Genomic DNA, 25,743 nt, shown 5'->3' on the forward strand with positions numbered 1-25,743 from the left:
CTGCAACTATTCATTGCAAAGCAGAAATGAATTGGCCCCGCTTTTGTTGCCGGCATGCCTGTATGCCAACTCATGGATATAGAAAAAGGCTGCTTCCTCCGCCTGTTACAGCAAGGGAAACAGCCTCTTATAAAGCCCGTTCCAGTTATAGCATTTTGCTCAGTCTGAACGAATTACGGATATCGTGCGAAATGCGCATGCTGCAGAATTTGGGACCGCACATGGAGCAGAAATGCGCTGTTTTGGCACCCTCGGCAGGAAGAGTCTCATCATGGTACTCCAGCGCCCGCTCTGGGTCAAGCGACAGATGGAACTGGTCACGCCAGCGGAACTCGAACCGAGCCTTGGACAATGCATTGTCCCGATCCTGGGCACCCGGGTGGCCTTTAGCCAGATCTGCAGCATGAGCAGCAATTTTGTAGGTGATAACTCCTTCGCGCACGTCATTCTTGTTAGGCAGCCCCAGATGCTCCTTGGGCGTAACATAGCACAGCATCGCTGTCCCAAACCAGCCGATCATCGCCGCGCCAATCGCCGAAGTAATATGGTCATAACCCGGGGCAATATCCGTGGTTAACGGACCTAGGGTGTAGAAAGGGGCTTCCTGGCAGAGCTCGAGCTGCTTGTCCATATTTTCCTTGATCTTGTGCATCGGCACATGCCCCGGACCTTCGACCATCACCTGAACATCATGTTTCCAGGCGACGGCTGTCAACTCCCCAAGCGTCTCCAGCTCAGCGAACTGAGCCTCATCATTGGCATCGGCGATGGAGCCCGGGCGCAGTCCGTCTCCCAAGGAAAAGGCCACATCATAAGTCTTCATAATCTCACAGATTTCTTCAAAATGTGTATATAAAAAGTTCTCTTGCTGATGTGCAAGGCACCAGGCCGCCATGATGGAGCCGCCTCGGGACACAATTCCGGTCATTCTTCCGGCAGTAAGCGGGATATACCGCTTCAGCACCCCGGCATGAATGGTAAAGTAATCCACACCTTGCTCCGCCTGTTCAATCAGCGTGTCGCGGTACAGCTCCCAGGTCAGATCCTCGGCTATTCCTTTTACCTTCTCCAGCGCCTGATAGATCGGCACTGTGCCGATCGGTACTGGTGAGTTGCGGATAATCCATTCGCGGGTGGCATGAATTTTTGCACCAGTGGAGAGATCCATAATCGTATCGGCACCCCATCGGGTCGCCCATCTCATCTTCTCCACTTCCTCTTCAATGGAAGATGAGACGGCGGAATTCCCAATGTTCGCGTTGATCTTAACCAGGAAGTTACGGCCGATGATCATCGGCTCACTCTCAGGATGGTTGATATTAGCCGGGATAATGGCCCGTCCGGCAGCGACCTCATCCCTTACAAATTCAGGCCGGGTATTCTCGCGAATCGCGATAAACTCCATTTCCGGTGTAATCATCCCCTGCCGCGCATAATGCAGTTGGGTGACATTGCGGCCCTCACGTGCTCTTAAAGGATTTCGCTTCAAGCCAGCGAACCCTTCTGCCGACGTCCGGTCTGCAGCTAATCCGGAATCTCCGGGCTGAACGGTTCTCCCGGCGTACTCCTCTGAATCCCCGCGCTCCGCAATCCAGCTTAAGCGGTGCGGAGGCAACCCTTTCCGAACATCGGTATCTTCAGCGGCATCGGTGTAAATACCACTGGTATCATAGACACGTAGCGGCGCATTGTCCTCTTCCCCCGCAACACCTTCGGTCCGGCTAAGATGGATCTCACGCATCGGAACCTGAATATCCGGACGCGAGCCCTCTACATACACCTTACGGCTTGCGGGAAATCCCGAAAGATCGACTTGTTCCTTTTTTGATGAATTTGACATTCTTATCTCCTCCTCATCGCTCTGTGAGCCATTCAGATAAGATCAGCACGCAGCAAAAAGCCGCTCCACCTGGAGCGGCTTTATTCATGAACAGCCCAATACGGCTGTGCTCAAAAAAGGTCCGGCTCCACTTTCCTACGCTGGTATGATCCAGATCAGGTTCAAGGGTCCGGGAATTCAATTTCCCCGTCTCAGCCTATTCAGGCTCCCCTAGTGGGTATCTTATCTAATTACATACAATCTAATTTAGAAGGTATATGTTGTCAATCAAAAAATTTGCTTAACCAGCATTGTCGTTACTTATCCAGCGTTTCGCTCCAGTCATGTACCATAGCGCCTTCCAGATATTTCTCGGCATCCATAGCAGCCATGCAGCCGGTTCCTGCAGCGGAAATTGCCTGCCGGTAACGGGTATCCTGAACATCCCCACAAGCGAACACGCCGGGAATGTTGGTTTCGGTTGTCCCCGGATTCACAACGATGTAGCCGTTGGCATCCGTAGTAATCTGACCGCCCAGGAAAGCGGTATTCGGTGTATGGCCGATAGCGACAAATACGCCATCTGCTTCCACGAGCTCCTCAAGACCCGTATCATTGTTACGGACGGTAAGTCCCTTTACCCCGGTATCCCCGAGGGTCACTTCAAGCGGCGTGCGGTTCAGTGCCCAGGCTACTTTGCTGTTCTCCCGCGCCCGGTCCTGCATAATCTTCGAAGCGCGCAGCTCCGGACGGCGGTGGACCAGGGTTACGCTGGAAGCGAACCGCGTGAGGAAGCTGGCTTCCTCCATTGCGGAATCGCCGCCGCCGACCACGACTATCTTTTTACCGCGGAAAAAGAAACCGTCGCAGGTTGCACAGGTACTAACCCCACGTCCGACATTCTCCTGCTCTCCCGGTATGCCCAGGTATCTTGCCGAAGCACCAGTTGATATAATCACCGACTCTGCTTCCAGTACACCCAGACCATCCACGGTTACTTTGAAAGGGCGCTGCGAGAAATCCACAGAATCCACCCAACCATTTTTAAATTGAGCCCCAAAGCGTTCTGCCTGCTTGCGCATGTTATCCATCAGATCCGGACCTAGAATACCTTCAGGAAAACCAGGAAAGTTCTCTACCTCTGTCGTCGTAGTCAATTGTCCTCCTGGCTGCAATCCTTCAATAACAAGGGGGCTGAGGTTAGCACGTGCCAGGTAAATCGCAGCAGTTAATCCTGCCGGACCTGTTCCGATTACAATTGTTTTGTACATTAGCAAGTCCTCCTTAGGGTCAGATATTTTCCGTAAATGGCGGCAAAATGTCTGCTGCCGCCCCGTCCTGCGTCAACCCGCATGCTTGATGAATACGCCGTGCGTACCGGCTTACCATGGAGACGGAAACGCCGTAATGCTGGGCAGCCTCACGGTAGGTAACCGGATGACCATGAAGCTTGGCAGTTAAATATTCCAGAGCCGCACACCAGCCCTCTGCATGCCGGAACAAGGGGACATCCGGGTAGAGGCGGGCTATGAACTGCTTCCAAAGGAGCTCAGCATCCCTCTTCTGGGCGGCATCCAATCTCCGGTCCATCACAGCAGCCATATGATCTATAATCCGCTGCCAATCTTCTTTCCACTCTGGCGGCCCTTTATGGCCTGGCACAACCGGTTCTTGAACGGCCCTCTGGATTACACTTTCCTCCGGACTGCCGCCGATCAGCCGCTGCAGACTGAGAAGCGCAGCCTCCTGCAGCGGTTCCTGCTCCGAGACTCCCTTCAGAACATCGGATATTTCATCGTCCTCAATCCAGCGCAGCGCTTCTGTCACCTGGAGCTTCGTGCCGGCATCACCGTAGCGCAGCGCCCAAAAGAACGAAGCGCGCAGCAGTGGATTATTCTGTACTTCTTCCGTGAAGCTGTTCGTATTGTTCTTCCACTGCTTCAACTGCTCCTGAAAAGGCAGCTGATAATTATAGCTTACCGGAGGCAGCGGCCTGCCCTCTGACTGTGCCAGCTGCATCTGGGACAGGAAAAATTTCGGCACTGCTGATTCCGGGTCCAGCCTGGCGGCCATCTGCCAGCAGCGTACAGCCTCAGTATGAAGCCCGCTGTTGCTGGCCGCCGCCGCGCAATAATGGTACAAACCGGCATCACCGCCAACCTCTTCATCCTTCAGCAGACGGCGGAAATGTCCATATGCAGTTTTGTGCTTGCCCAGTATGCCCATCGTTGTCGCCATTTTAAAAACATGCTCCTGATGAAAAGGCACTGTCGCTTCAAGCATACGCACCAATCCCGCAAGCTGGTCTTGATCGCCAGCATATTGCAGGAAAATCGCCATGTTGCAGAGAGCATGCAGGTTGCCCGGATCCTGCTTCAGCACTTCGCCAAGACATTCCTTGGCTTTGGCGAAGCGGCCCATATAGAAATAGGCAAGAGCCAGATTGTTATGCGCCGCCAGGAAGTCCGGAATATTCAGGACAATCTCTTCAAGCAGCTTTACCGCTTGCGGGAATTTACCTTCCTCCAAAAGACTCCGGGCTCTGTCATGCTCCACCACACCTTCCCGGCTGCGGATCCGGACTAGCGGAGCGGGCCGATTCAGCTCATACTGCAGCAGTTCCATCAGCTCTTCGGACTCGGCCAGAAACTCACCGCTTGCATCCTCTTGCAGATAGGTCACAAGACTGCGCTCCGCCTCTTCAAAGTTTTCCATATTAGCGTAGTTATTAGCCATATAGAAGTGGCACTCTGTCATAGACGGATCAATCTCTTCCAGAACATGAGTCAAGATGTCGTTGGAATCCTCGTATTTCCCCATCTCGGATAATATACCCGCCATATTGCAATGATTCACCGGGTTTTCCGGCTCATATTCAACAGCTTTGCGAAAATTCTTCAATGCCTTATCATATTGAAAGCGGTCCAATGACCGTACGGCTCTTTCAAAGAAAAAATTGGCATCCAGAGTGACGGGAATCACGTTACCATTCACCGCGTTATTCTCTGAAGTTCTCTCAATCATGGAAGCAAGGCACCTCCCTTTGTAAGCTTCCTTATCCTCACGAAAAATAGGAGAGCGGCAGCAAACACCTGCCCGGACTCCCACCTAAGTGCCGTCGTTTCCATTTTTGGTCCCGACTGTCTTCACACAGTATACCACATGTGACAGGGGGATTCTCAAGATTGGAAGGGACTCCACAGGAGGAAAAAGCTTCAAAAAGCCATTCAAGCCCCCTGATTGTTCAATCTGGTTTGGCTCTTGTCCTAATATAAAAAAGACACAGGAATTAAATCCCCGCGTCTCTGAACAGCTTATCAATAGAACCGCCTTCAATAATAATGCGTGTGGCTTCAGCCAGCATAGGTGCTACGGAGAGCACAGTGAACCGGCTGGAATGATCATCTGGCAGTGCAATGGAATCGGTAACGACAATTTCATCTATATTGGGGTGGACCATACGGCTTAGTGCATCCCCCGAAAAAAGGCCATGAGTAGCACAAACGATGCTGTTCTTCGCCCCGCGCTCCTTCAGGCCTTCCACCACATTCACAATCGTTGTGCCTGTATCGATCAGGTCCTCGATAATGATAGGCGTCCGTCCCTCTACATCACCAATCACATGTGTAATCACCGATTCATTGTGAGCCGGGCGCTTCTTGATCATAATAGCAAATGGCGAGTCCAGACGGCTAGCCAGCTTCTCTGCCATGGAGGCACGGCCTGCATCGGGAGACACCACAACCAGGTCGGACAAGCCTTTAACCTTCAGATATCCGCTGATCAGATCAAGTGCCGTCAAGTGATCTACCGGAATGTTGAAAAAGCCTTGAATAGCCGCCGCATGCAGATCAATTGTAATCACACGGGTAGCTCCGGCGGTTGTAAGCACATCAGCAACCATCTTAGCCGATATCGGCTCGCGCGGCGCTGATTTGCGCTCCTGTCTGGCATAGCCGTAGTAAGGCACAATAATATTTACCGTTCTTGCCGACGCCCGCTTAGCCGCATCAATCATGACCAGCAGCTCTACGAACAGCTCATTAATGGGGTGAGCGAGGGATTGCACCAAAAATACGTCACAGTTCCGGATGCTCTCTTCATAATGCACATAAATCTCGCCGCTCTTGAAGCGGGTCAGCTTAATCTGGCCCAGCGGTGCGCCCAGACGCTCCGCAATATCAGCGGCCAGCTTCGGATTCGACGAACCGGAAAAAATACGCAATTGATGATGATGCATAGTACCCTCCTGGGGATCAAAATTTATAGTTCAAACGGAACCATTGTGCGGACACGACCCTCAAACACAGCCAATTCGCGGAAACCGGTGTGCCACAGCAAGCTGCGGGCTTCCTGCAAGCCGTCTCCCAGCTTCATTGGATCATGGGCATCAGAGCCCAGGGTGAGCGGTATGCCCAGCTTCAAAGCCTGCTGCAGCACATGCTCAGCGGGAAACATCTCCGCGCAGGGCTTGGTAAGCCCTGATGCGTTAAGCTCCATCGCTATGCCGCTGCCCGCTATCGCCCCGAGCGCCTCCAGCTCCATCCCCCGCACCTTGGCCTTACCCTCCGGTGTCTGTGGACCGTAGCCAAACCGTTTGATAACATCCATATGTCCTATAATATCATATAATCCCGATAACGCCGACTTCCGTACAGCATCATAATACCGGCGGTAAACCTCCATCACATCTTGACCTTCCCAGCCATGCGTCTGGCGAAAATCCGTAATGTCCCATTCTCGGAGAAAATGCACCGAACCGATCAAATAGTCCCAGGGATACGGTGCCAAAAGCTCACGGATCTGCTCCTCATAGCCTTCGATATAATCGGCTTCCAGTCCTACACGCAGCTCGATCCTTCCGCGATAACGCTCCTTGAGGTTCAGACATTCGTCCACATAGCGGGGAAGCTCGGATAACGGCATCGCCATCTCTGGATAGTAGGTATCCGGGTCTACATGAAGAAGCGGCAGGTGATCAGATAAACCGAGCTGCTCCAGCCCCAGTTCAATACCCCGCTGCACATACTGTTCAAGGGTTCCTACTGCATGTCCACAGCGCTCATGGTGGGTATGGTAATCAATACGCATGCTGAAGGCTCCTTCCTAATCACGGCGCGGCCGTTCATGGCGGGCGCTCAGTTCCTCCATAATCTCATCCAGCGGAAGCTTGCGCTCCTGCAGCAGCACCAGCAGATGGTAGATCAAATCGCTGACTTCAAGGCGCAGTTCGGCATTGTCTTTATTTTTGGCGGCGATGATCGTTTCCGAGGCCTCTTCGCCCACTTTTTTCAGAATTTTATCAACACCTTTATCGAACAGGTAGGTTGTATACGCGCCTTCCGGCCGTTCTGCTTCCCGCTCGGCAATCACCCGCTCCAGCTCCCCGAGAACGGCAAAACGCTCACTGTCGCTCAGCCCCTGCGAGGCAGTCGCGGCAGTTGGTCCCTTAACGCTGCCTGCTGCTGCCGGATGGCTCAGCGGGAGCTCACGGAAGAAACAGGAAGTTTCCCCTGTATGGCAAGCTGGCCCTTCCGGTACCACCTTCAACAGCAGAGTGTCGCTGTCGCAATCATAATGGATGGAAGTAATAGCCTGGGTATTGCCGGAGGTCCCCCCTTTATGCCACAGTTCGCTGCGCGAACGGCTCCAGAACCAGGTCTGTCCGCTCTCCAGCGATAGCTGCAGGGATTCTTTATTCATATAGGCAACCATTAGCACTTCCAGACTGTTCGCATCCTGCACTACGGCAGGGAGCAGTCCAGCTTCATTCCAGCGGATGCCCTCTAATACTTCCTGTTGGCTCTGGGCTGTTAATTGCTCTGCTTCGCTCATCGGATCTCTACCCCTTTTTGCTTCAGATCTGCTTTCAAATCATGAATGGCAATTTCTTTATAGTGAAAAATCGTCGCCGCCAGTCCAGCGTCGGCTTTGCCTTCCGTAAATACATCATAAAAATGCTCCATCTTCCCTGCTCCCCCCGAAGCAATCACGGGAATGGTAAGCAGGTCACTCACCGCAGCGGTCAGCTTCAGATCGAAGCCATCCTTGGTGCCGTCCGCATCCATGCTGGTCAGCAGAATCTCGCCGGCTCCCAGCTTCTCGGCCTCCTTGGCCCAGGTCAGCGCACGGATTCCCGTAGGCTTGCGCCCGCCGTGCGTATATACTTCCCATTCGCCCCAAGCCTCATTGTATTTGGCATCCATCGCCACTACAATACACTGGGCTCCGAAACGCCGGGCCCCTTCTAGAATGAGCTGCGGATTATTGACCGCCGCTGTATTGATACCGATTTTGTCCGCACCCGCGCGCAGGATGCGCTTCATATCCTCCGGAGTAGAGATCCCTCCGCCCACTGTAAAGGGGATGGCAATTTCACCTGCGGTCTGCCGCACGACTTCAACCATCGTGGCCCGGCCTTCCACAGAGGCGGAAATATCCAGAAATACAAGCTCATCGGCGCCTTCCCGGTCATACAATGCCGCCAGCTCCACCGGATCCCCGGCATCGCGCAGATTCACAAAGTTCACGCCTTTGACTACCCGCCCGTCTTTAACATCCAGACAGGGAATGATGCGTTTGGCTAACATGAAATAACCCCTTTCCATAGTTTTCGAGTGAGAAATTTTCGATCCCCCTAAATCCCCCTTAGCCAAGGGGGACCCCAAGGGCCCCGGCCCTCTGGACACCTGGATGGCTGGCGTAGGCAGAGGGCCTGAGCTCCCGGGAAATTATGGGCTAAAGGATCGCTAACCCCTGCGAGGCCGCTTCTACGTGAGTGCACCTGCAAGGGCAAAATCTAAACCTTAAAACAACTTTCGTGTTCCACGTTCTGGCCCTGACGGGGCGGCGGCTTCGCACCGCCTACGGAAAGAATATCCATAAGATGGGAACTAAACTTTGGATCGAGCTCAAACTGCATTCGTGCAGCCAAAAGCCCTGTCAATTATTCTATTTCCCGTTCAGAGCCTTCAAAGCCTCCGAAAGATCAATATTGCCAGTGTATAACGCTTTGCCGACTATCGCACCGCCGACTCCGCTACCGCTATGTACGTTAAGGCGCAGCAGGTCGTCCAGACTTGTGACGCCGCCAGAGGCGATCACGGTTTTACCGCTGGTAGCGGCCATGGATACGATGCCCTCAATGTTTGGACCCTGCATCATACCGTCGCGTGAGATGTCGGTGTAAATGAACGTTTCGGCACCTTTGGCTGCCAGCTCCTTGGCCAGATCCTCTGCACGAACCTCAGAGGTGTTCAGCCAGCCATGAGTGGCAACATAGCCGCCACGGGCATCGATGCCAATCGCCACTTTGTCGCCGTATTTGGCGAGCACAGCCTCTGTGAAGGCATGATCGTTGATGGCGGCTGTACCGATAATGACACGGCTGACGCCGAGTCCCAGCAGTTTTTCCACATCCGCAAGCGTGCGGAGGCCTCCGCCTACCTGTACGGGAACACCCGCGTTTTTGGCGATAGCTCCGATGATGGCGTCATTTACCGGATGTCCGGCCTTGGCTCCGTCCAAATCGACGAGATGAATAAACTTCCCGCCCTGCTCTTCCCAAGATTTGGCTACCTTTAGCGGGCTGTCATTGTATATGGTTTCTTGGTTGTAATCACCCTGCTGCAGTCTGACGCATTTTCCATCCCGGATATCAATCGCCGGATATACGATAAAAGAAGACATGAGGCGCTCCTACCTTCGCTACAATATAGTTATATAGAGAGTTTCTTAAGTTCATTATATATACCGGGCTTACACCCGCGTACCCTTCAGTTGCAAGAAATTGCCCAGCAGCTGCATTCCCAGCTCTCCGCTTTTCTCCGGGTGAAACTGCATACCGAATATATTCTCCCGGCCTACAATAGCCGTAACCGGATGACCGTAATCTGTGATGGCGAGCAGATCGCTCTGCTGTGCCATGACAGCATGGAAAGAGTGGACAAAGTATACATGCCCTGCTTCAAGTTCCGCGAACAACGGACTCTGCGGCTGAAGGAAATCCAGCTTGTTCCAGCCCATATGCGGGACTTTATAGCCCTCACGCGGTGCAAAACGGACCACCGAGCCAGGCAGAAGATCAAGCCCTTCATGAGTGCCGTATTCTTCACCGCTGCTGAACAGCAGCTGCATTCCGAGGCATATCCCCAGCAGCGGCTGTCCTGAAGATGCGGCTTCACGGACCACAGCATCCAGCCCGCTCTCCCGCAGATGCTCCATCGCATCGCCAAACGCACCAACACCCGGCAAAATGACGCTATCGGCAGCCAGAATCTCCCCGGCCTCACCCGTCACAAGACTTTTATACCCGAGTCGTTCCACCGCCTTGCTGACACTATGCAGATTGCCCATGCCGTAATCGACGATTGCAACGGTCATTCTACAGCACTCCCTTCGTGGAAGGCACACCCTTCACGCGCGGGTCAATCCGTGTCGCTTCATCCAGCGCGCGGCCCAGCGCTTTGAATATCGCCTCGATCATGTGGTGGGTATTTGAGCCATAGTGCACGATCACGTGCAGTGTAATCCGCGCCTCCAGTGCGAATTTCCACAGAAATTCATGCACCAGCTCTGTGGAAAAGCTTCCAACCTGTTGCGATGGATACGCAGCACGGTACTCAAAATGCGGACGGTTGCTGATATCGATGACCACCTGAGCCAGTGCCTCATCCATAGGGATGAAGACACTCGCGTAGCGCTTGATGCCTTTTTTGTCGCCCAGGGCCTCACGAAGCGCCTGTCCCAGACAAATGCCAATGTCCTCCACGGTGTGGTGATCGTCAATGTCAATGTCGCCCCGCGCCTGCACGGACAGATCAAACTGGCCATGCTTTGTAAATAAATCCAGCATATGATTCAAAAACGGGACATCCGTCTGCAGCTCCGAAACCCCGCTGCCGTCCACGGCCAGAGTGAGCTTGATATCCGTTTCATTGGTTTTGCGGCTAAGTCCCGCTTGGCGCACGGCCTGGGCCTCGTTGTTATTTTCCATTTCCGTCTCCACCCTTCGCTTCGTTCTGCAGTCTGACCTCTATTGCACGCGCATGGCCTTCCAACCCCTCGCGGCGGGCCAGCTCGATAATCGTCGCCCCGTCCTTCAGCAGCGCTTCCTTGCTGTAATAGATCAGGCTTGATTTCTTAATGAAATCATCCACATCGACCGGCGACGAGAACCGTGCTGTGCCATTGGTCGGAATAATATGATTCGGGCCGGCAAAATAGTCGCCGACCGGCTCCGAGCTGTACGGGCCCAGGAAGATAGCTCCGGCATTCTCGATGCTGCCGAGCAGACCCATCGGGTCCTCTGTAACAATCTCCAGATGCTCCGGCGCTAGCCGGTTCACAACGGAGATCCCTTCCGCCAGCGACTCCACGACGATGATCGCGCCGTAGTTGTCCACAGAAGCGCGCGCGATAGCCTCGCGCGGAAGTTCTTGCAGCTGCCGTTCTACTTCGGCAGCGACAGCCTCCGCCAAGCGCTGCGATGGCGTAACCAGGATGGCCGAGGCCATCTCGTCATGCTCGGCCTGCGAGAGCAGGTCGGCCGCGACGTAGGCGGCCTGAGCGGTATCGTCGGCGAGCACGACGATCTCGCTCGGTCCGGCGATGCTGTCGATATCGACAGCGCCGTAGACCTCGCGTTTGGCCAGGGCCACGTAGATGTTCCCTGGCCCGCAGATCTTATCGACCGGCACGATAGACTCCGTGCCGAAAGCTAGTGCGGCGATCGCCTGCGCGCCGCCCACGCGGTAGATCTCGTTCACGCCGGCTTCAGCGGCGGCAACGAGGATGTAAGGATCGATGCCCTCCGTGCCGCCGGTCGACGGCGGAGTGACCATCACAATCTCCGGCACTCCGGCAATCTGAGCCGGAATTACGTTCATCAGCACCGAGGACGGGTATGCCGCCTTGCCGCCGGGTACGTATACGCCCACCCGCTTCAGCGGCCGGATGATCTGGCCGAGGATCGTGCCGTCCGGCTGCAGATCCATCCAGGAATTGCGTTTCTGCCGGGCATGAAACGCCCGGATATTGGCTGCGGCGGCGCGGATCGCCGTTACAAAAGACTCCTCCACCCTGCCGTATGCGGCCTGGAGCTCCTCTGCCGTCACCCGCAGCTGTGCTGCAGTAAGCGCAGCGCCGTCGAACCGCTCCGTATAGCGGAGCAGTGCCGCGTCGCCTTCTTTTTTGATATCGGCCACAATTTCCTTCACGGCCTTATTCTGCTCAGGCGTTCCGTACTCTACTTCACGCTGAAGCTTAAATTCCTTGCTTGATTGAACCTTCACCGCTGCTTCCCCCTTTACATCCTTAGCGCTCTACTCCGCCCGTTGCCGCTCCCGGTCTGGTGATAACCGCCTGCAGACGGTCGCACAGCTGCTGAATCTCTTCGTTCTTCATCCGGTAGCTTACACGGTTGGCCACAAGACGGCTCGTAATCTCGAAGATGCTCTTCATCTCCACCAGTCCATTGTCCTTCAGCGTCTGGCCGGTCTCCACCATATCAACAATACGGTCTGCAAGACCGATTAGCGGCGCAAGCTCGATGGAACCATTCAGCTTCACAACCTCTACCTGCTGCCCCTGCTCGCGGAAATAGCGGGAAGCCACATTCGGATATTTCGTCGCCACCCGTTGTTGAATACCCGGCTGCCAGTTCGGCAAACCGATAATCGACATCCGACAGCGCGCGATCCCCAGATCCAGCAGCTCGTAGACGTCACGGTTTTCCTCCAGCAGCACATCTTTGCCGACAATTCCGATATCCGCGACACCATATTCCACATAAGTGGGAACATCGACCGGTTTGGCCAGGATAAATTCCATTCCTGCTTCCGGCAGTGAAATCACCAGCTTACGCGACTCTTCACCATCCGCCGGAATCGGCAGCCCCGCTTGACGGAACAACTCGGCTGCTTTATTGTAAATCCGACCTTTTGGCATGGCCACTTTCAATATCTGCGCCATTATCATCGACCTCCGTTTCCATATTTTGCCTATATACTTGTATATGTAAAACTTAGCCATGCTCGCTGACAAAAGAAACGAATGTATAAATCTCCCCGTACGTTTCGCCTTCCGCTTTAACCGCATTTGTGTCTAAACGCTTCACTGTCTTCAGATCACCGACCTCGCTGGCCAGCCGCGTCACCACTATGTGGCCTTCAGCCCGTAGCCGCGCCGCCTCCTCCAGACCTTCTTTGCGCCGGGAAGCGTCGTACTGGATCAGGACTGGAAGCTCTTCCTCTTCCGGTACCCCGGATACACCGTCCAGAATACGGTTCGTCTTCAAAGAGAAGCCGGTTGACGGAATGGGGCGCCCGAATTGCTGCAGCAGATTGTCATAACGGCCACCGCTGCATACCGGAAATCCAAGCTCCGAGGCATAGCCCTCAAAGGTCATCCCTGTATAATAGGAGAAGTCGCCAATCATCGTCAGATCAATCAGAACATGCTGAGAGACGCCATACGATACCAGTACTTCCCACACCTTGCATAAATGCTCGATGGAGGTACGGGCCAGCGGATGGCTGCTGAGCTCCAGAGCTTGACTGCAGATTTCCTTGCCTCCCCGCAGCCGCAGCAGTCCATCCAGCTCATTCTTCTGCGCCTCAGTCAGTTCAAGCTGGCGGAGCGTCTCGCGGAAGGCCACATAATCACGGTTTAGCAAATGGCTCTTCAGTTCTTCCTGCGCTTCCGGAAGACCGGCTACCGCCTCCTGGAACAACCCGTCGAGGAAGCCAACATGCCCCATTGCGATTTTGAAAGACTTCACGCCCGCAGCCTGCAGCGAGGAAATCGCCAGCGCCACAACCTCGGCATCGGCCTCCGGTGAATCATCGCCGACAAGCTCTACCCCGGTCTGGAAGAATTCTGCTTCCCGCCCCGCTTCCTCCTCAATGGCCCGGAACACATTAGCGTGGTAGGACAGGCGGAGAGGTAGCGGCTCATCCTTTAACAGTGAAGAAACCACACGCGCCACCGGCGCTGTCATCTCCGAGCGCAGCACCAGGGCCTGCCCACGGTTGTTAAGCAATTTATAGAGCTTCTGATCGGATGTGGAGCTGGCCACGCCGACGGTATCGTAATATTCCAATGTGGGCGTAATCATCTGCCGGTATCCCCAGCGGCTCATGCAGTGCAGCACATCATTCTCGATCTTGCGCAGTTTGGCCACTGCACGCGGGAGATAGTCACGCACGCCAGCCGGCTTCTCGAATCCCTTTGGTTTGGACATCTTCATTGGTCACCTCGTCAGATATCATCAATAGTAGGAAATAAACGCTTTATTATGGTACAGTGGTAACAAAGTAAAGCAGTGGCAATATCGTATCACGGACTATCCTATACGTCAATTGAACCTTTGATATATAGAATAGCATAATTGCTTACATATAGAGTGATGTTGAGATTTTTATATATTGTCTCCATCCACACCTCTTAATAGCCGGGAGCCTTACTCTCACGAATATTAATTACATACAAGATTACCCTTTACAAGCTATTCAGTGCAGTAGTAAGATACAGACAAAGTTGTATACAAGTACACAAGTTATCACAAGAATCTGCTAAGGAGTGAACTACAATGAAATTGGGCATGATCGGACTGGGCAAAATGGGTTTTAACCTGGCACTGAACCTGATGAACCATGGGCATGAGCTTGTAGTAAGCGATATCAACCCGCAAATGGGGCTGCAGTTAGCCGAACGGGGCGCGCTTGCCGCTTCATCCTTGGAGGAAGTGGTTGCGAAGCTTGAACATCCCAGAATAGTCTGGGTCATGCTCCCTGCCGGCGAGATCGTAGGAGGAGTGATTGAGAGTCTATCCCGGCTATTGGATGCGGGGGATATCATCATAGACGGCGGCAACTCCCACTATAAGGAATCCGTTGCACGGGCAGAGAAGCTGCGTGAGCGCGGCATTTATTTGTTCGATGCCGGCACATCCGGCGGAACGGAGGGGGCTGAGCATGGAGCCTGCTTAATGATTGGGGGCGATCCGGAGGTATTCAAGGACATTGAACCGCTATTCCGTGATCTCGCGGTCGAGCGCGGTTACCTGTACGCAGGGGAACGTGGCAGCGGCCATTTTCTGAAGATGATTCATAATGGTATTGAGTATGGAATGATGCAGTCCATTGCCGAAGGTTTTGAGCTGCTGGAGAAAAGCCCGTTCGACTTTAACTATGAGCAGGTTGCCAGACTGTGGTCGAATGGATCTGTGATCCGCGGTTGGCTGATGGAGCTTGCACAGAACGCTTTTGCCAAAGATCCGAAGCTTTCCGGAATCCGCGGGGTGATGCAGAGCTCCGGAGAAGGTAAATGGACCGTTCAAACTGCGCTTGATCTTGAAGCCAGCACTCCGGTTATTGCCCTCTCTCTGCTGATGCGCTACCGTTCCCTTGAGGACGATACTTTCCACGGCAAGGTTGTGGCCGCGCTACGCAATGAATTTGGCGGTCACGCTGTTGTACAGGGGGAGGACTGATTTGAATTACAGAATGCGCTCCAGGCAAGGAAAGGCGCAGGTTAAACCGGATGGAACGGTGAAGACATTGTATGCTAAAATTAATGGAATGCCTGGTCTTAGCTAACAACTAATCACACAGAGGAGTCCTTTTACATGCATTATCCTGCCACATGGCTGCAAGGAGTTTCCCTTGGAGAATCGCTTGCCTGTGAACTCAGGCTACAAATCATAAATGAAAACATCAAACCAGGCGAGGTGCTTTCGGAGAATCGGATTGCAGCCGATTTTGGCATCAGCCGTTCTCCGGTCCGGGAGGCACTCAAGACCTTGGCTGGCGAGGGATTAATCCGTCTGGAAAGAATGGGAGCCGTTGTTGTAGGACTGAACATCAAAGATGTTGAAGAGCTCTATGATGTCCGGTACCTCATCGAGAGCTTTGCCCAAGAAAGGCTCGCCAGGAATATACAGGATGCGCTAATCCAGCAGCTCGAACAGAGTATCGACAAAATGAAGTTGGCCGTCAAGCACAATGATTACGTTGAGTTTGCCCGCCAGGACTTCTTTTTTCACGAATCCATTATCACCGAAGCGAAGCATACAAGGATTCTTCATTTATGGAATAGCATCCGTTATATTGTAATGACCGTCATTCTAATTACTACCGAAAAAGGCTTTACCCTCGGAGAGGAACGGATGTATTGGGTGGCCGAGAAGCACCGCATGGTTATAGAGGCACTTCGTTCGGGAGATCGTGAAACGATCCACAAGGTGGTTCAGGAGTATTTCGCCGATTCTTCTGAAACGCTGATTCGCAGCCTGTCCTAATCATTTTAAATATCTGGGTAACATCTTCATTGGAAAGAAGGTTTGCAGATTGGGCACATCCTATATGCTAGGCGTCGATATTGGAACTACAAGCACTAAAGCTGTCCTCTTTGAGGAAAACGGAAAAATTGCCGCACAAGCGGATCAAGGCTATCCGCTGCACACCCCTTCATCCTCGGTTGCAGAACAGGACCCGGACCAGATCCTGCATGCTGTAGTCCATACCGTCGGAGCCGTAATGAAGGACAGCGCCATCAGGCCCGATTCTGTCCTTTTTCTTTCGTTCAGCTCCGCCATGCACAGTGTAATTGCTGTAGACCATGCGGGTAATCCTTTGACCGCCTGTATTACATGGGCAGATAACCGCAGTGCTGCCTGTGCAGCACGCTTGCGGGACGAATTAGGCGGCCACGAGCTATACCTGCGTACAGGAACACCTATTCATCCTATGTCCCCGATCACCAAGCTGATGTGGCTGGGGGAGGAGCAGCCGGAGTTGTTCCGCCAGACATACAAATTCATTTCCATTAAGGAATACATCTTCGCCAAGCTCTTCGGTGAATATGTCATTGATCATTCTATTGCGTCTTCCACTGGCATGTTCAATTTAGAACAGCTGGACTGGGATACGGAGGCCCTGAGTATTGCCGGCATTACTCCGGAGCATCTCTCAAAGCCTGTTCCCACGACCCAGATTATGCAGGGCCTGCTGCCTGGTTGGTCTGAGAAGCTCGGTTTGTTGCCAAACACTCCGTTTATAGTTGGAGCCAGCGACGGCGTCCTCTCTAATCTTGGTGTAGGCGCTATTAAGCCAGGAGTCGTTGCTGCCACGATCGGAACCAGCGGGGCCATCCGCACAGTTGTTGACCGGCCGCTTACCGATCCCAAGGGACGGATATTCTGTTATGCCCTGACAGAGAAGCACTGGGTCATCGGAGGTCCGGTTAACAACGGGGGAATGCTTTTCCGCTGGGTGCGTGATGAGTTCGCTGCCTCCGAGGTGGAAACAGCCAAACGTCTGGGTATTGACCCCTATGAGGTGCTGACACGCATTGCCGAGCAGGTACCGACGGGCAGTAACGGCCTCCTCTTCCATCCCTACCTTACCGGAGAACGTGCACCGCTATGGAATCCGGATGCCCGGGGTTCCTTTTTTGGCCTAACGATGAATCATCATAAAGAGCATATGATCCGTGCCGTGCTGGAAGGTGTCATTTTCAACATGTATACTGTGCTATTGGCCATGGAGGAGCAGATCGGACAGCCAGCCAAGATTCATGCCACCGGAGGCTTTGCCCGCTCATCACTGTGGCGGCAGATGATGGCTGATATTTTTGACCAGGAGGTTGTCATTCCAGAGAGCTTCGAGAGTTCTTGTCTGGGAGCGGTTGTACTTGGCCTTTACGCTACCGGACGTACAGACACCCTTGATATTGTTTTTAAAATGATCGGCTCGACTCATCAGCATCATCCCATCCAGGAGCACGCTGACGTCTATAAACGGCTGCTGCCGATTTATATCTCCGTTTACCGCAGTCTGGAGAGCCATTATCAGGCCATCGCCGAGTTTCAGCGGGAACAAGCCGGAGAGTAAAAGCCGCTCTACCCGTTTTGCTTAACATACCAAACAAAGCGCCGACCCGTCGCAGGATGCGAACGTCGGCGCTTTGTTTGTAGTGATCTTTGATATGATGGATGTTAAAGAGCTGCCTTTTTCTTTGGCATCTGTGGTCCGGATCCGAACACAATCCAGGCAGGCTTCACATAACGGAAGATGAGAGCAACCGCGAGCCATGAACCCAGCAAGGCCACAAGCCAACCGCCGGCAATTGCCGCTGTGTATGCAAGCGAACCCCCGTGAAACGGAAGTTTTCTGTACAGGAACAGCAGTGCAGGATGAAGCAGGTAGATTCCAAAGGAACAAGCTCCGATAGAGATCAGCATACGGCTCAGCAGAAGCTTGCCTGTCCCATATAGCAGGAACGACAGCTGCAGCAGCACAATACAGGACAGCAGTGCATGAAGATTGGAGAAGCCTTCATACCACAGGCTGTTAATTACCGTTTTTTTCGTATAGTTATTGAACCAGAGCTCTACATGAATGATTCCAGCGGCAGCCCATAGTACCCAGAGCACAATCCACCCCGGACCTTTACCGGAACGCCAACCTTCACGCGAGAGGATCAGCCATTTTTTCAATGGACCATAATAGACGGCAATTGCAGCCCCCAGCAGAAAGTAGGAGAAGTAAGTAATAGCCAAACTACCTTTGGACAGTTGCCAGTAACCGTGATTGGTCATATATTTATTGAGCAGCACGAATCCCCATTGCAGCAGCAGACCTATTATGGGAGCCCAGGCAGCAAGACGCCGGACCTTCTGAAGGCACCATAACATAAGCGGGAACAGGATATAGAACTGGATAATAATAATGATGTAATACAGATGCGTATACGCTGTCCCGGTAAGAAGATACTTGCCCAACTTCCGTGCCATTTCATCCAAAGGCATACTCCAGGTATGACCTGCTGTCATCTTTAGAATAAAGTACATGAGTGAAAATACAACATAAGGCAAAATAATATATATCAGCCTGCGGCTATAAAACTTCCCCAGTGTTTTTCCGCTTAGCGGACGGTCAATATAATTGTAGAACAACACAAATCCGCTCAGAAAGACAAATGAAGGTACGGCAAACTGGCTGAATTTGTTAATGAACAAAAACGGATGGAACATCGAGGTGTCCAGTGTCTCCGCAAGTGTGCGTGAAGTGGCATGTATAGCGATCACCGCAAATATCGCAACTGCCCGAAATATATCCAGCTGCGGAATTCTTTCCTTTTGTCCCATTTCATTTCCTCCTGTGAACTCGCACCCCAGGTGCCTGTATCCAATCATCTGCTGCCTATCCAACATCGATAATGTAGGCTGACCTAATTATATCGCTACAATCCCCCAGTTGAACACTTAAAGGTTGCTTAACATTTCTGTTTTACACAACAAAACCCCGCAGTTCCTGCGTAAGTGCACGCAACCTGATCCTGCAGGGCAACTTTTATTGCATCACTTATCTTCAAATACTTCTTCATTATTCATCCCGGATGACGGCGTCAGCTCCCGCAGCGGATTGCCTCCAACGAAGGAACCTGCGGCTACATCCTTATGCACTACAGAACCTGCCGCTACAATCGCCCCATCCCCGATGGTTACGCCAGGGAGAATCGTTGTATTGGCACCGATCAGCACATTTTCACCGATAATGACCTCACCCAGGCGGTACTCCTTGATCAGGTATTCATGTGCGAGAATTGTAGTGTTGTAGCCGATCACGGAATTCTCACCCACCGTAATCTTCTCCGGGAAAAACACATCCACCATGGCCATCAGTCCAAACGCCGTGTGCTTGCCAACCTTCATACCCAGAATGCTACGGTATATCCAGTTCTTAAGCGGAAGAATCGGACAATACCGGGCAATCTGTATAAAAATAAAATTGCGCACACCCTTCCAGGGACTAACCGTACGGTAAATGTACCAAAGGGAATTATGTCCTTCCACGGGATAGCGGGTTACTTTTCTCACGGTCCAATCGTCCCCTGCTCCACAATATCGAAGATGTCCTTCATCTCATGAATAATATAGTCGGGTTCATATTTCCGTAACGTCGCTTCACCTTTGAGCGACCAGGCTACTCCAGCTGCAAGTACACCCGCTGCCTTGGCCGACTGAATATCAACCATACTATCTCCCACCATCAGTGTTTTTCGGGGATCAACACCCAGGTTGCTGACAGCCTTAAGAACTGGCTCCGGATGTGGCTTGGGCTGAACTACATCACTTACGGTAACAATCGTCTCCATATACTTCAGCAGATCGAACATCTCCAGCGCCTTCATTGTTGTCGGGCGAATCTTGGTCGTTACAATTCCCAGTTTGATACCACGGCGTGACAGTTCCTCCATCGTCTCATTTACATAGGGAAAAGATCCAATCAGTTCGTCATGATGAGCATTGTTATAGGCTCGGTAGGCAAGCTCCAATACACTTGTATCCTCTAGACCAGAAAAAACTCTCATCTGCTGCTGAAGCGTGGTCCCCATATGAGGAATAATCTGTTCCCGGGTTAGCGGGGGCAGATTATTCTCCTTCAGCGCATGCATAAATGAATTGATAATCAGCTCATTCGTATTTACAATCGTTCCGTCCAAATCAAATAGTACACATTCTATCATTAGTTTCTGCTACTCCTTCGATACTTCATCCGGTGTCTTGTCCGGTTCCGGCTGTCTAACCGGTGGGGCACTCTGCGGCGTATGTGCCGCACTGTCCGGAACTATCGTATCTACGGCAGCGGCCTTCGTACTGATAATAGGATCAGAGTAATGATCCTTGGGTTGACCCGTTACGCGTCGGACAATGATTATTATTATAGCTGCTACTATAGTCAGCAGTGCCAGCAGCTGCGAGCTGCGGATATTCCCGTAAGCCGGATCAAGATATCCTTGTTCAAAACCAAACCACTTCATCGGTCCCCATAATCCATTCAGGAACGATGCAAGTCCGCTGCTTCCTTGAAACCCCAAGCTGTCTGTGCGGAGCGCCTCGATAAAGAAGCGGCCGATGGAATACCAAATGAAATAAGACAGGAAGATTTCACCTGCACGCACGAATTTTTGCCGGCGCAGTACCATCAGTAGCAGAATACCCAGCAAACTCCAGAGGGATTCATACAAAAATGTTGGGTGATGAAAAGCATCTCCTATGTACATCTGGTTCACAATGAAATCAGGAAGATGCAGCTTATCACGAAGGAAGGACTCTTCTACAACGCCACCATATGCTTCCTGGTTCACGAAGTTGCCCCAACGTCCGATCATCTGGCCTGCAAGCAGTCCGGGTGCACAAATATCCACAATCCGCCAGAAGGGATACCCTTTGTAACGGAAATAAATGATACCGCAAATAACCGCACCGATCAGAGCACCATAAATAGCGATTCCGCCATTCCAGACTTTGAAGACATCTGCAAAGTTGTCCTTATAATCCTCCCATTTGAATGCCACAAAATATATACGGGCACCAATGATGGCTGACGGCAAACCAAGCAGCAGCATATCCATGAAGAATTCCTGTGATATGTTGAAGCGCTTGCCTTCCTGGATGGCCAAAAGTAATCCAACCAACGCACCGACACCAAGTATTAGACCATACCAGTGAACCGGCAGTGAACCGATGGAGAAGACAATCGGATCAATCGCTAATGAAAAAAACATGCTCTCACACTCCTAGTCCAAATCATCCATGTCTTCAGATATGGTGGCAGTAAGCTTATTCGTAAATTGAAGTGCAGCATTGTAGCCCATCTGCTTCAAACGATAGTTCATTGCCGCCACTTCTATAATAACCGCAAGGTTACGTCCAGGACGCACGGGAATTGTCACAAGTGGTACATCTGTATCAATAATCCTGGTCGTTTCCTCGTCCAGTCCGAGCCGGTCATACTGTTTGTCCTGCTGCCAAGCTTCCAGTCTGATCACCAGTGTAATCCGTTTATGATTACGGATAGCCCCTGCGCCAAACAGTGTCATAACATTGATTATCCCAACACCGCGGATTTCAAGCAGATGACGGATCAGCTCAGGTGCCGTACCATGCAGCTGATTATCCGAGGTTTGACGGATTTCCACCGCATCATCGGCAATCAAACGATGGCCGCGTTTTACGAGCTCAAGCGCTGTCTCACTTTTACCGATACCGCTACTGCCGGTAATCAGCATGCCCACACCATACACATCACACAGAACACCATGAATCGTGGCTGTAGGTGCCAGTTTCCCTTCCAAAAAGCTGGTAAGTCTGCTGGAGAATATTGTAGTCGCCATCGAGCTTCGCAGCACTGGCAGTCCCTTTTCATTGCTAATATCGATAAGCTCTTGAGGCACATCAAGGGCTCTCGTAATCACAATACATGGTGTATTGTCGTTACAGATCCCGCGAATTCGGCTCTTGCGCTCTTCATCCGGAAGCATTGAGAAAAAGGCCAGTTCAGTCTTGCCTAGAAGCTGAACGCGTTCTTCCGGATAATATTCAAAATAACCGGCCATTTCAAGTCCCGGACGATTCAAATCATCCACTGTAATAGGTCTTTTCAGACCCTCTTGTCCGGAAACAACCTCTAACTGAAAATGCTGCACCAATTCGGATACTTTTACCTTCTTAGCCATGTGTGTCCGTCCTTTCGTCACCAGCGGTATTATCCGCTCGCCCGCATTTGGTTAATACTAATTCTCATTCCAGCCGCAGGTAATTCTCCTGCTATCTTAATGGATAACGCCTATGAATGCAATCTTAATAGCCGCTGTTCCTCCCGTATGAAGCCTGATTAAAAAGCTGAGTTTCATGAACAGCAGTATGTAAAAATAAACAGCCCCACTTGGTGGGGCCTAGGCTTCGGTCCAAATTCAAGGTTTGTAGAGGATCTTCAATAAATAAGGTTGGTCCTGTTTATTAAAAAAGCCGCCTTCTCAGGCGGCTTAGTTCAAGCAGGTCTAACTATCTTATCCGAGCAAAATGTTAAGTTCGGATTCTTTATCGAAGAGATGGATTTTGTTCATGTCAATGGCCAATTTTGGCTTGCTGCCTTCACGAGTAGTAGAACGTCCATCTACACGTGCAATTACAGTGTTAGTGCCAAGACCGCTCAAGTAGAGGAGCATTTCATGACCAAGGTTTTCAGTAACATCAACCAACGAAGTGAAGATTGTGTTCGGCGAAGCTTCCAGGAATACTGGTTCTTCGTGAATATCTTCTGGACGAACGCCCATTATTACTTCTTTGCCAATGTAGCCTTTGTTGCGAAGCAGTGTAGCTTTGCCGCCTGGAACTTCAACATCAAGGTTCTCAGCACGGAAGCGTACAGCACCACCAACATCAGACAATGTACCGTTGATAAAGTTCATTGTTGGGGAACCAATGAACCCGGCTACGAACAGGTTCGTAGGCTCATTGTACAGTTCTTCAGGAGAAGCAGCTTGTTGAATAATACCATCATACATAACTACGATACGGTCACCCATTGTCATAGCTTCTGTCTGGTCATGTGTTACATAGATACAAGTGGTTTCAAGACGTTTAACCAGTTTAGTGATTTCCGCACGCATTTGACCACGAAGTTTAGCATCCAAGTTGGAGAGAGGTTCATCCATCAGGAAGACTTGTGGATCACGTACGATAGCGCGGCCCAGTGCGACACGTTGACGTTGACCACCGGACAATGCCTTTGGTTTACGGTCAAGCAAGTGTTCGATATCGAGGATTTTCGCAGCTTCGCGAACCTTCTTATCGATTTCTTCTTTTTTCACTTTACGCAGTTTCAAACCGAATGCCATGTTCTGATACACACTCATGTGCGGGTACAGGGCGTAGGATTGGAATACCATCGCGATATCGCGGTCTTTTGGAGCTACGTCATTGACTACACGGTCGCCAATGTACATTTTTCCTTCGGAGATTTCTTCCAGACCAGCAATCATACGCAAGGTTGTGGATTTACCGCAACCGGAAGGTCCAACCAGTACCAAGAATTCCTTATCTTTAATATCAAGATTGATATCGATTACTGTCGCTTTATCGGAACCCGGGTATTTTTTGAAAATATGCTCTAAACGTACGCCTGCCATTTTATTTCCCCCTCGAGTCAATTATTAGTTTAAAAAATAAATCGCTTTCTTGTACATTTATCTTACCCCAGACATGCCGCGATGGCTATTTGTAAGGTTCACAAAAAACCTATTTTCTTTTCGTCACTTTATACAATAACATGGCTAACTTCACAATAGCAGCGTCTCCAAAGCTCCGGACATCGGCGCCGGTCTCCTGTTTGATCTTATCCAGCCTGTACAGTAGCGTATTCCGGTGGATATATAGCTTTTTTGCCGTTTCACTGACATTACAGTCCATCTCGAAAAAAGTCTCCAGAGTCAGAAGCATCTCTTTATCCGCCAGCACGGAAGTATAATCTCCTATTTGTCCGAGCAGTTGTCTGCGGCGGTCATCGGGAATACTATTGACTAGACGCTCCATATGGAGCTCCCATGGCAAATGAATATAGTCTCCCACCTGGAAAACCCGGCCCAAAATGATTGTTTCCCGCAGCAAAGCTACTGACCCGGTCAATCCCTTCACAGGAATAACCGCAGGTGCCACCGCCAGGTGAAATACTCCCACCCACTCGCTGGCAATCAGTTCATGCAGTCCCATACAAGTCTGAGCCAGTAGATCCTCAGCACTCTCTTCTTCATCTTCTTTATCATCCCCGCCGGTGAGCAGTTCCTTACGGGCTAAAATTAACCATTCCTTCTCCTGAAGCGGAATAAGCAAAATTTCATTCTCGAAGTAACTCCGCAGCAGTTTCATCAGGGTGCGGTAGGTCACTTGCGGGTTATGAACATTTTCGCTAACCAGGAGGAATGGAATCATCTCCCCCACCAGCCGTCCCTTTAAAGTCATCTCATCAGGAATTTCTGCATCATTCTTCTCCTGCTCTAGCTGGGCATTCAGCCAGCCGCTAAGCTGACGGGCCTCCAGTTCGCCTTCTTCCTTAAGGCCTGTCGCCTTCAGGGCTATAGCGAAATTCCTCGCAGCATAATTGACCAATTGCACTTCTAATGGAGTCAGCCCATCGAGTTCCAGCCAAATCGCCGTGATCCTTCCTTCATTCTCATACAAAGGTACCCATAAGTGTCCCTCGTGGAACACTGGCTGTTCCTGCTCTTCCATGCCTATGCCAAAAAGGGAAGCCGAATGCTGCCTCCCAAGCTGTTTGATTCCTGTTCTCTTTCCGGTGAGCTTCTCCAACTTTTGACGCAAAACCTCACTATCCATCGTCACCATACTCCACCACTTTTGCTCTTTTCGCCTATTTTATCACATTTTTCGTCAATATGCGCCTTAGTAAACGCGGTGTAATGACAAGCGTAAATATCATTGATCATGTATGAGCCGCTTTTTTGCCGGAGGCAGAGGAACCGGGTTCAACTTTTCCAGTTCCTTATGCATCCAAATCCCGGCGATTCCCATCCGGCCACCCCAGAATATTATGATAGCTTTGGCAAAGATTTGACCGCCCACCTTCGGCATCCACCACAAGCACACGATAGCAGAGTAACGACCTAACTGAATGTCTGCCCGAAGACTACAAAGCCGCCTCCAACGATAATGGCATCATGTATCATGGACAATCCCTCATTTCTGCTAAACGTTATAAGCTTATAATTTAACGAAGACAGAAATCCTAAACTTAAACTCAGAACATACTATTGAAAATTATGAAAACACAAAAAAGCCACCACCTAAAGGTGATGACTTTCAGATTGGAATGAGCCATGAAGGACTCGAACCTTCGACACCCTGATTAAAAGTCAGGTGCTCTACCAACTGAGCTAATGGCTCATAAAACTGGTGGAGGCTGATGGATTCGAACCACCGAACACGTACGTGAGCAGATTTACAGTCTGATGCGTTTGGCCACTTCGCTAAGCCTCCACAATATGGTGGCGCGGGAGGGAATCGAACCCCCGACACAAGGATTTTCAGTCCTTTGCTCTACCGACTGAGCTACCGAGCC

23 protein-coding genes, 3 tRNA genes and 1 riboswitch are annotated in these 25,743 nt (G+C 51.4%); of the genes, 3 read left to right on the forward strand and 23 right to left on the reverse strand.

What is annotated here, in order from left to right; genetic code table 11:
- Positions 1-145: 145 nt before the first annotated feature.
- The 13 genes from thiC to ACTJKB_RS22850 form a co-directional block, all read right to left on the reverse strand.
- Positions 146-1,840 carry a phosphomethylpyrimidine synthase ThiC gene (gene thiC / locus ACTJKB_RS22790; protein WP_440836639.1) on the reverse strand — a complete coding sequence of 565 codons (1,695 nt, stop codon included), beginning with the start codon at positions 1,838-1,840 and terminating at the stop codon, positions 146-148.
- A 115-nt stretch (positions 1,841-1,955) separates the two neighbouring features.
- Positions 1,956-2,062, reverse strand: a riboswitch (TPP riboswitch).
- 74 nt (positions 2,063-2,136) lie between these two features.
- Positions 2,137-3,090, reverse strand: coding sequence for a thioredoxin-disulfide reductase (gene trxB / locus ACTJKB_RS22795; RefSeq protein WP_440836640.1), 954 nt, complete (start codon positions 3,088-3,090; stop codon positions 2,137-2,139).
- 19 nt (positions 3,091-3,109) lie between these two features.
- Entirely contained in the window at positions 3,110-4,843 is a 1,734-nt protein-coding gene (locus ACTJKB_RS22800) for a tetratricopeptide repeat protein (protein ID WP_440836641.1), read from the reverse strand.
- A 265-nt stretch (positions 4,844-5,108) separates the two neighbouring features.
- Complete coding sequence (locus ACTJKB_RS22805; protein ID WP_062523658.1) at positions 5,109-6,059, reverse strand: ribose-phosphate diphosphokinase; 951 nt, start codon at positions 6,057-6,059, stop codon at positions 5,109-5,111.
- A gap of 23 nt (positions 6,060-6,082) precedes the next feature.
- Positions 6,083-6,910, reverse strand: coding sequence for a histidinol-phosphatase HisJ (hisJ, locus tag ACTJKB_RS22810; protein WP_440836642.1), 828 nt, complete (start codon positions 6,908-6,910; stop codon positions 6,083-6,085).
- A gap of 15 nt (positions 6,911-6,925) precedes the next feature.
- A complete protein-coding gene (hisIE, locus tag ACTJKB_RS22815) occupies positions 6,926-7,654 on the reverse strand; it encodes a bifunctional phosphoribosyl-AMP cyclohydrolase/phosphoribosyl-ATP diphosphatase HisIE (RefSeq protein ID WP_440836643.1) in 729 nt (242 codons plus the stop codon).
- Positions 7,651-8,409: an imidazole glycerol phosphate synthase subunit HisF gene (gene hisF, locus ACTJKB_RS22820; RefSeq protein WP_074110584.1), complete on the reverse strand. Its 759-nt coding sequence runs from the start codon at positions 8,407-8,409 to the stop codon at positions 7,651-7,653. Before hisF ends, hisIE begins: the two co-directional genes overlap by 4 nt.
- A gap of 361 nt (positions 8,410-8,770) precedes the next feature.
- Positions 8,771-9,508 (reverse strand): 1-(5-phosphoribosyl)-5-[(5-phosphoribosylamino)methylideneamino]imidazole-4-carboxamide isomerase, encoded by a 738-nt coding sequence (hisA, locus tag ACTJKB_RS22825; protein ID WP_440836644.1) that lies wholly within the window; start codon positions 9,506-9,508, stop codon positions 8,771-8,773.
- A gap of 69 nt (positions 9,509-9,577) precedes the next feature.
- The gene (gene hisH, locus ACTJKB_RS22830; protein WP_440836645.1) at positions 9,578-10,201 is read right to left on the reverse strand and encodes an imidazole glycerol phosphate synthase subunit HisH; all 624 of its coding nucleotides are present in this window, start codon (positions 10,199-10,201) and stop codon (positions 9,578-9,580) included.
- A gap of 1 nt (position 10,202) precedes the next feature.
- Entirely contained in the window at positions 10,203-10,814 is a 612-nt protein-coding gene (gene hisB, locus ACTJKB_RS22835; protein ID WP_440836646.1) for an imidazoleglycerol-phosphate dehydratase HisB, read from the reverse strand.
- Positions 10,804-12,111 (reverse strand): histidinol dehydrogenase, encoded by a 1,308-nt coding sequence (gene hisD / locus ACTJKB_RS22840; protein WP_440836648.1) that lies wholly within the window; start codon positions 12,109-12,111, stop codon positions 10,804-10,806. Before hisD ends, hisB begins: the two co-directional genes overlap by 11 nt.
- A 22-nt stretch (positions 12,112-12,133) precedes the next feature.
- Positions 12,134-12,790: an ATP phosphoribosyltransferase gene (gene hisG, locus ACTJKB_RS22845; protein WP_074088709.1), complete on the reverse strand. Its 657-nt coding sequence runs from the start codon at positions 12,788-12,790 to the stop codon at positions 12,134-12,136.
- Positions 12,791-12,842: 52 nt separating this feature from the next.
- The gene (locus ACTJKB_RS22850) at positions 12,843-14,060 is read right to left on the reverse strand and encodes an ATP phosphoribosyltransferase regulatory subunit (RefSeq protein ID WP_440836649.1); all 1,218 of its coding nucleotides are present in this window, start codon (positions 14,058-14,060) and stop codon (positions 12,843-12,845) included.
- 348 nt (positions 14,061-14,408) lie between these two features.
- On the opposite strand from ACTJKB_RS22850, the gene gnd reads away from it, so the two are divergent.
- The 3 genes from gnd (at position 14,409) to gntK (ending at position 17,712) form a co-directional block, all read left to right on the forward strand.
- On the forward strand, positions 14,409-15,311 hold the full coding sequence (gnd, locus tag ACTJKB_RS22855; protein WP_440836650.1) for a phosphogluconate dehydrogenase (NAD(+)-dependent, decarboxylating): 903 nt from the start codon (positions 14,409-14,411) through the stop codon (positions 15,309-15,311).
- 135 nt (positions 15,312-15,446) lie between these two features.
- Entirely contained in the window at positions 15,447-16,118 is a 672-nt protein-coding gene (locus tag ACTJKB_RS22860; RefSeq protein ID WP_440836651.1) for a GntR family transcriptional regulator, read from the forward strand.
- 64 nt (positions 16,119-16,182) lie between these two features.
- Positions 16,183-17,712 carry a gluconokinase gene (gntK, locus tag ACTJKB_RS22865; RefSeq protein WP_440836674.1) on the forward strand — a complete coding sequence of 510 codons (1,530 nt, stop codon included), beginning with the start codon at positions 16,183-16,185 and terminating at the stop codon, positions 17,710-17,712.
- 104 nt (positions 17,713-17,816) lie between these two features.
- Here the strand turns inward: gntK and ACTJKB_RS22870 are convergent, their stop codons facing one another.
- The 10 genes from ACTJKB_RS22870 to ACTJKB_RS22915 all read right to left on the reverse strand — a co-directional run bounded on the left by ACTJKB_RS22870 (position 17,817) and on the right by ACTJKB_RS22915 (position 25,743).
- The gene (locus ACTJKB_RS22870; protein WP_440836652.1) at positions 17,817-18,968 is read right to left on the reverse strand and encodes an acyltransferase; all 1,152 of its coding nucleotides are present in this window, start codon (positions 18,966-18,968) and stop codon (positions 17,817-17,819) included.
- Positions 18,969-19,181: 213 nt separating this feature from the next.
- Positions 19,182-19,700 (reverse strand): acyltransferase, encoded by a 519-nt coding sequence (locus ACTJKB_RS22875; RefSeq protein WP_440836653.1) that lies wholly within the window; start codon positions 19,698-19,700, stop codon positions 19,182-19,184.
- The gene (gene ppaX, locus ACTJKB_RS22880; RefSeq protein WP_440836654.1) at positions 19,697-20,350 is read right to left on the reverse strand and encodes a pyrophosphatase PpaX; all 654 of its coding nucleotides are present in this window, start codon (positions 20,348-20,350) and stop codon (positions 19,697-19,699) included. Before ppaX ends, ACTJKB_RS22875 begins: the two co-directional genes overlap by 4 nt.
- A 9-nt stretch (positions 20,351-20,359) precedes the next feature.
- Positions 20,360-21,391, reverse strand: coding sequence for a prolipoprotein diacylglyceryl transferase (gene lgt / locus ACTJKB_RS22885; protein ID WP_440836655.1), 1,032 nt, complete (start codon positions 21,389-21,391; stop codon positions 20,360-20,362).
- Positions 21,392-21,403: 12 nt separating this feature from the next.
- Positions 21,404-22,342, reverse strand: coding sequence for an HPr(Ser) kinase/phosphatase (gene hprK / locus ACTJKB_RS22890; RefSeq protein WP_440836656.1), 939 nt, complete (start codon positions 22,340-22,342; stop codon positions 21,404-21,406).
- A 333-nt stretch (positions 22,343-22,675) separates the two neighbouring features.
- Positions 22,676-23,797, reverse strand: coding sequence for an ABC transporter ATP-binding protein (locus tag ACTJKB_RS22895; RefSeq protein ID WP_074088700.1), 1,122 nt, complete (start codon positions 23,795-23,797; stop codon positions 22,676-22,678).
- A 109-nt stretch (positions 23,798-23,906) separates the two neighbouring features.
- Positions 23,907-25,001 (reverse strand): PucR family transcriptional regulator, encoded by a 1,095-nt coding sequence (locus tag ACTJKB_RS22900; RefSeq protein WP_440836657.1) that lies wholly within the window; start codon positions 24,999-25,001, stop codon positions 23,907-23,909.
- A 494-nt stretch (positions 25,002-25,495) separates the two neighbouring features.
- Positions 25,496-25,568 (reverse strand) — tRNA-Lys (locus ACTJKB_RS22905).
- A 7-nt stretch (positions 25,569-25,575) separates the two neighbouring features.
- A tRNA-Tyr gene (locus tag ACTJKB_RS22910) sits at positions 25,576-25,661 on the reverse strand.
- Between the two features lie 6 nt (positions 25,662-25,667).
- Positions 25,668-25,743: transfer RNA gene (locus tag ACTJKB_RS22915), tRNA-Phe, on the reverse strand.

Origin of the sequence: Paenibacillus sp. 22594 (genome assembly GCF_052044425.1) — a bacterium.
Lineage (GTDB): Bacteria > Bacillota > Bacilli > Paenibacillales > Paenibacillaceae > Paenibacillus_AQ.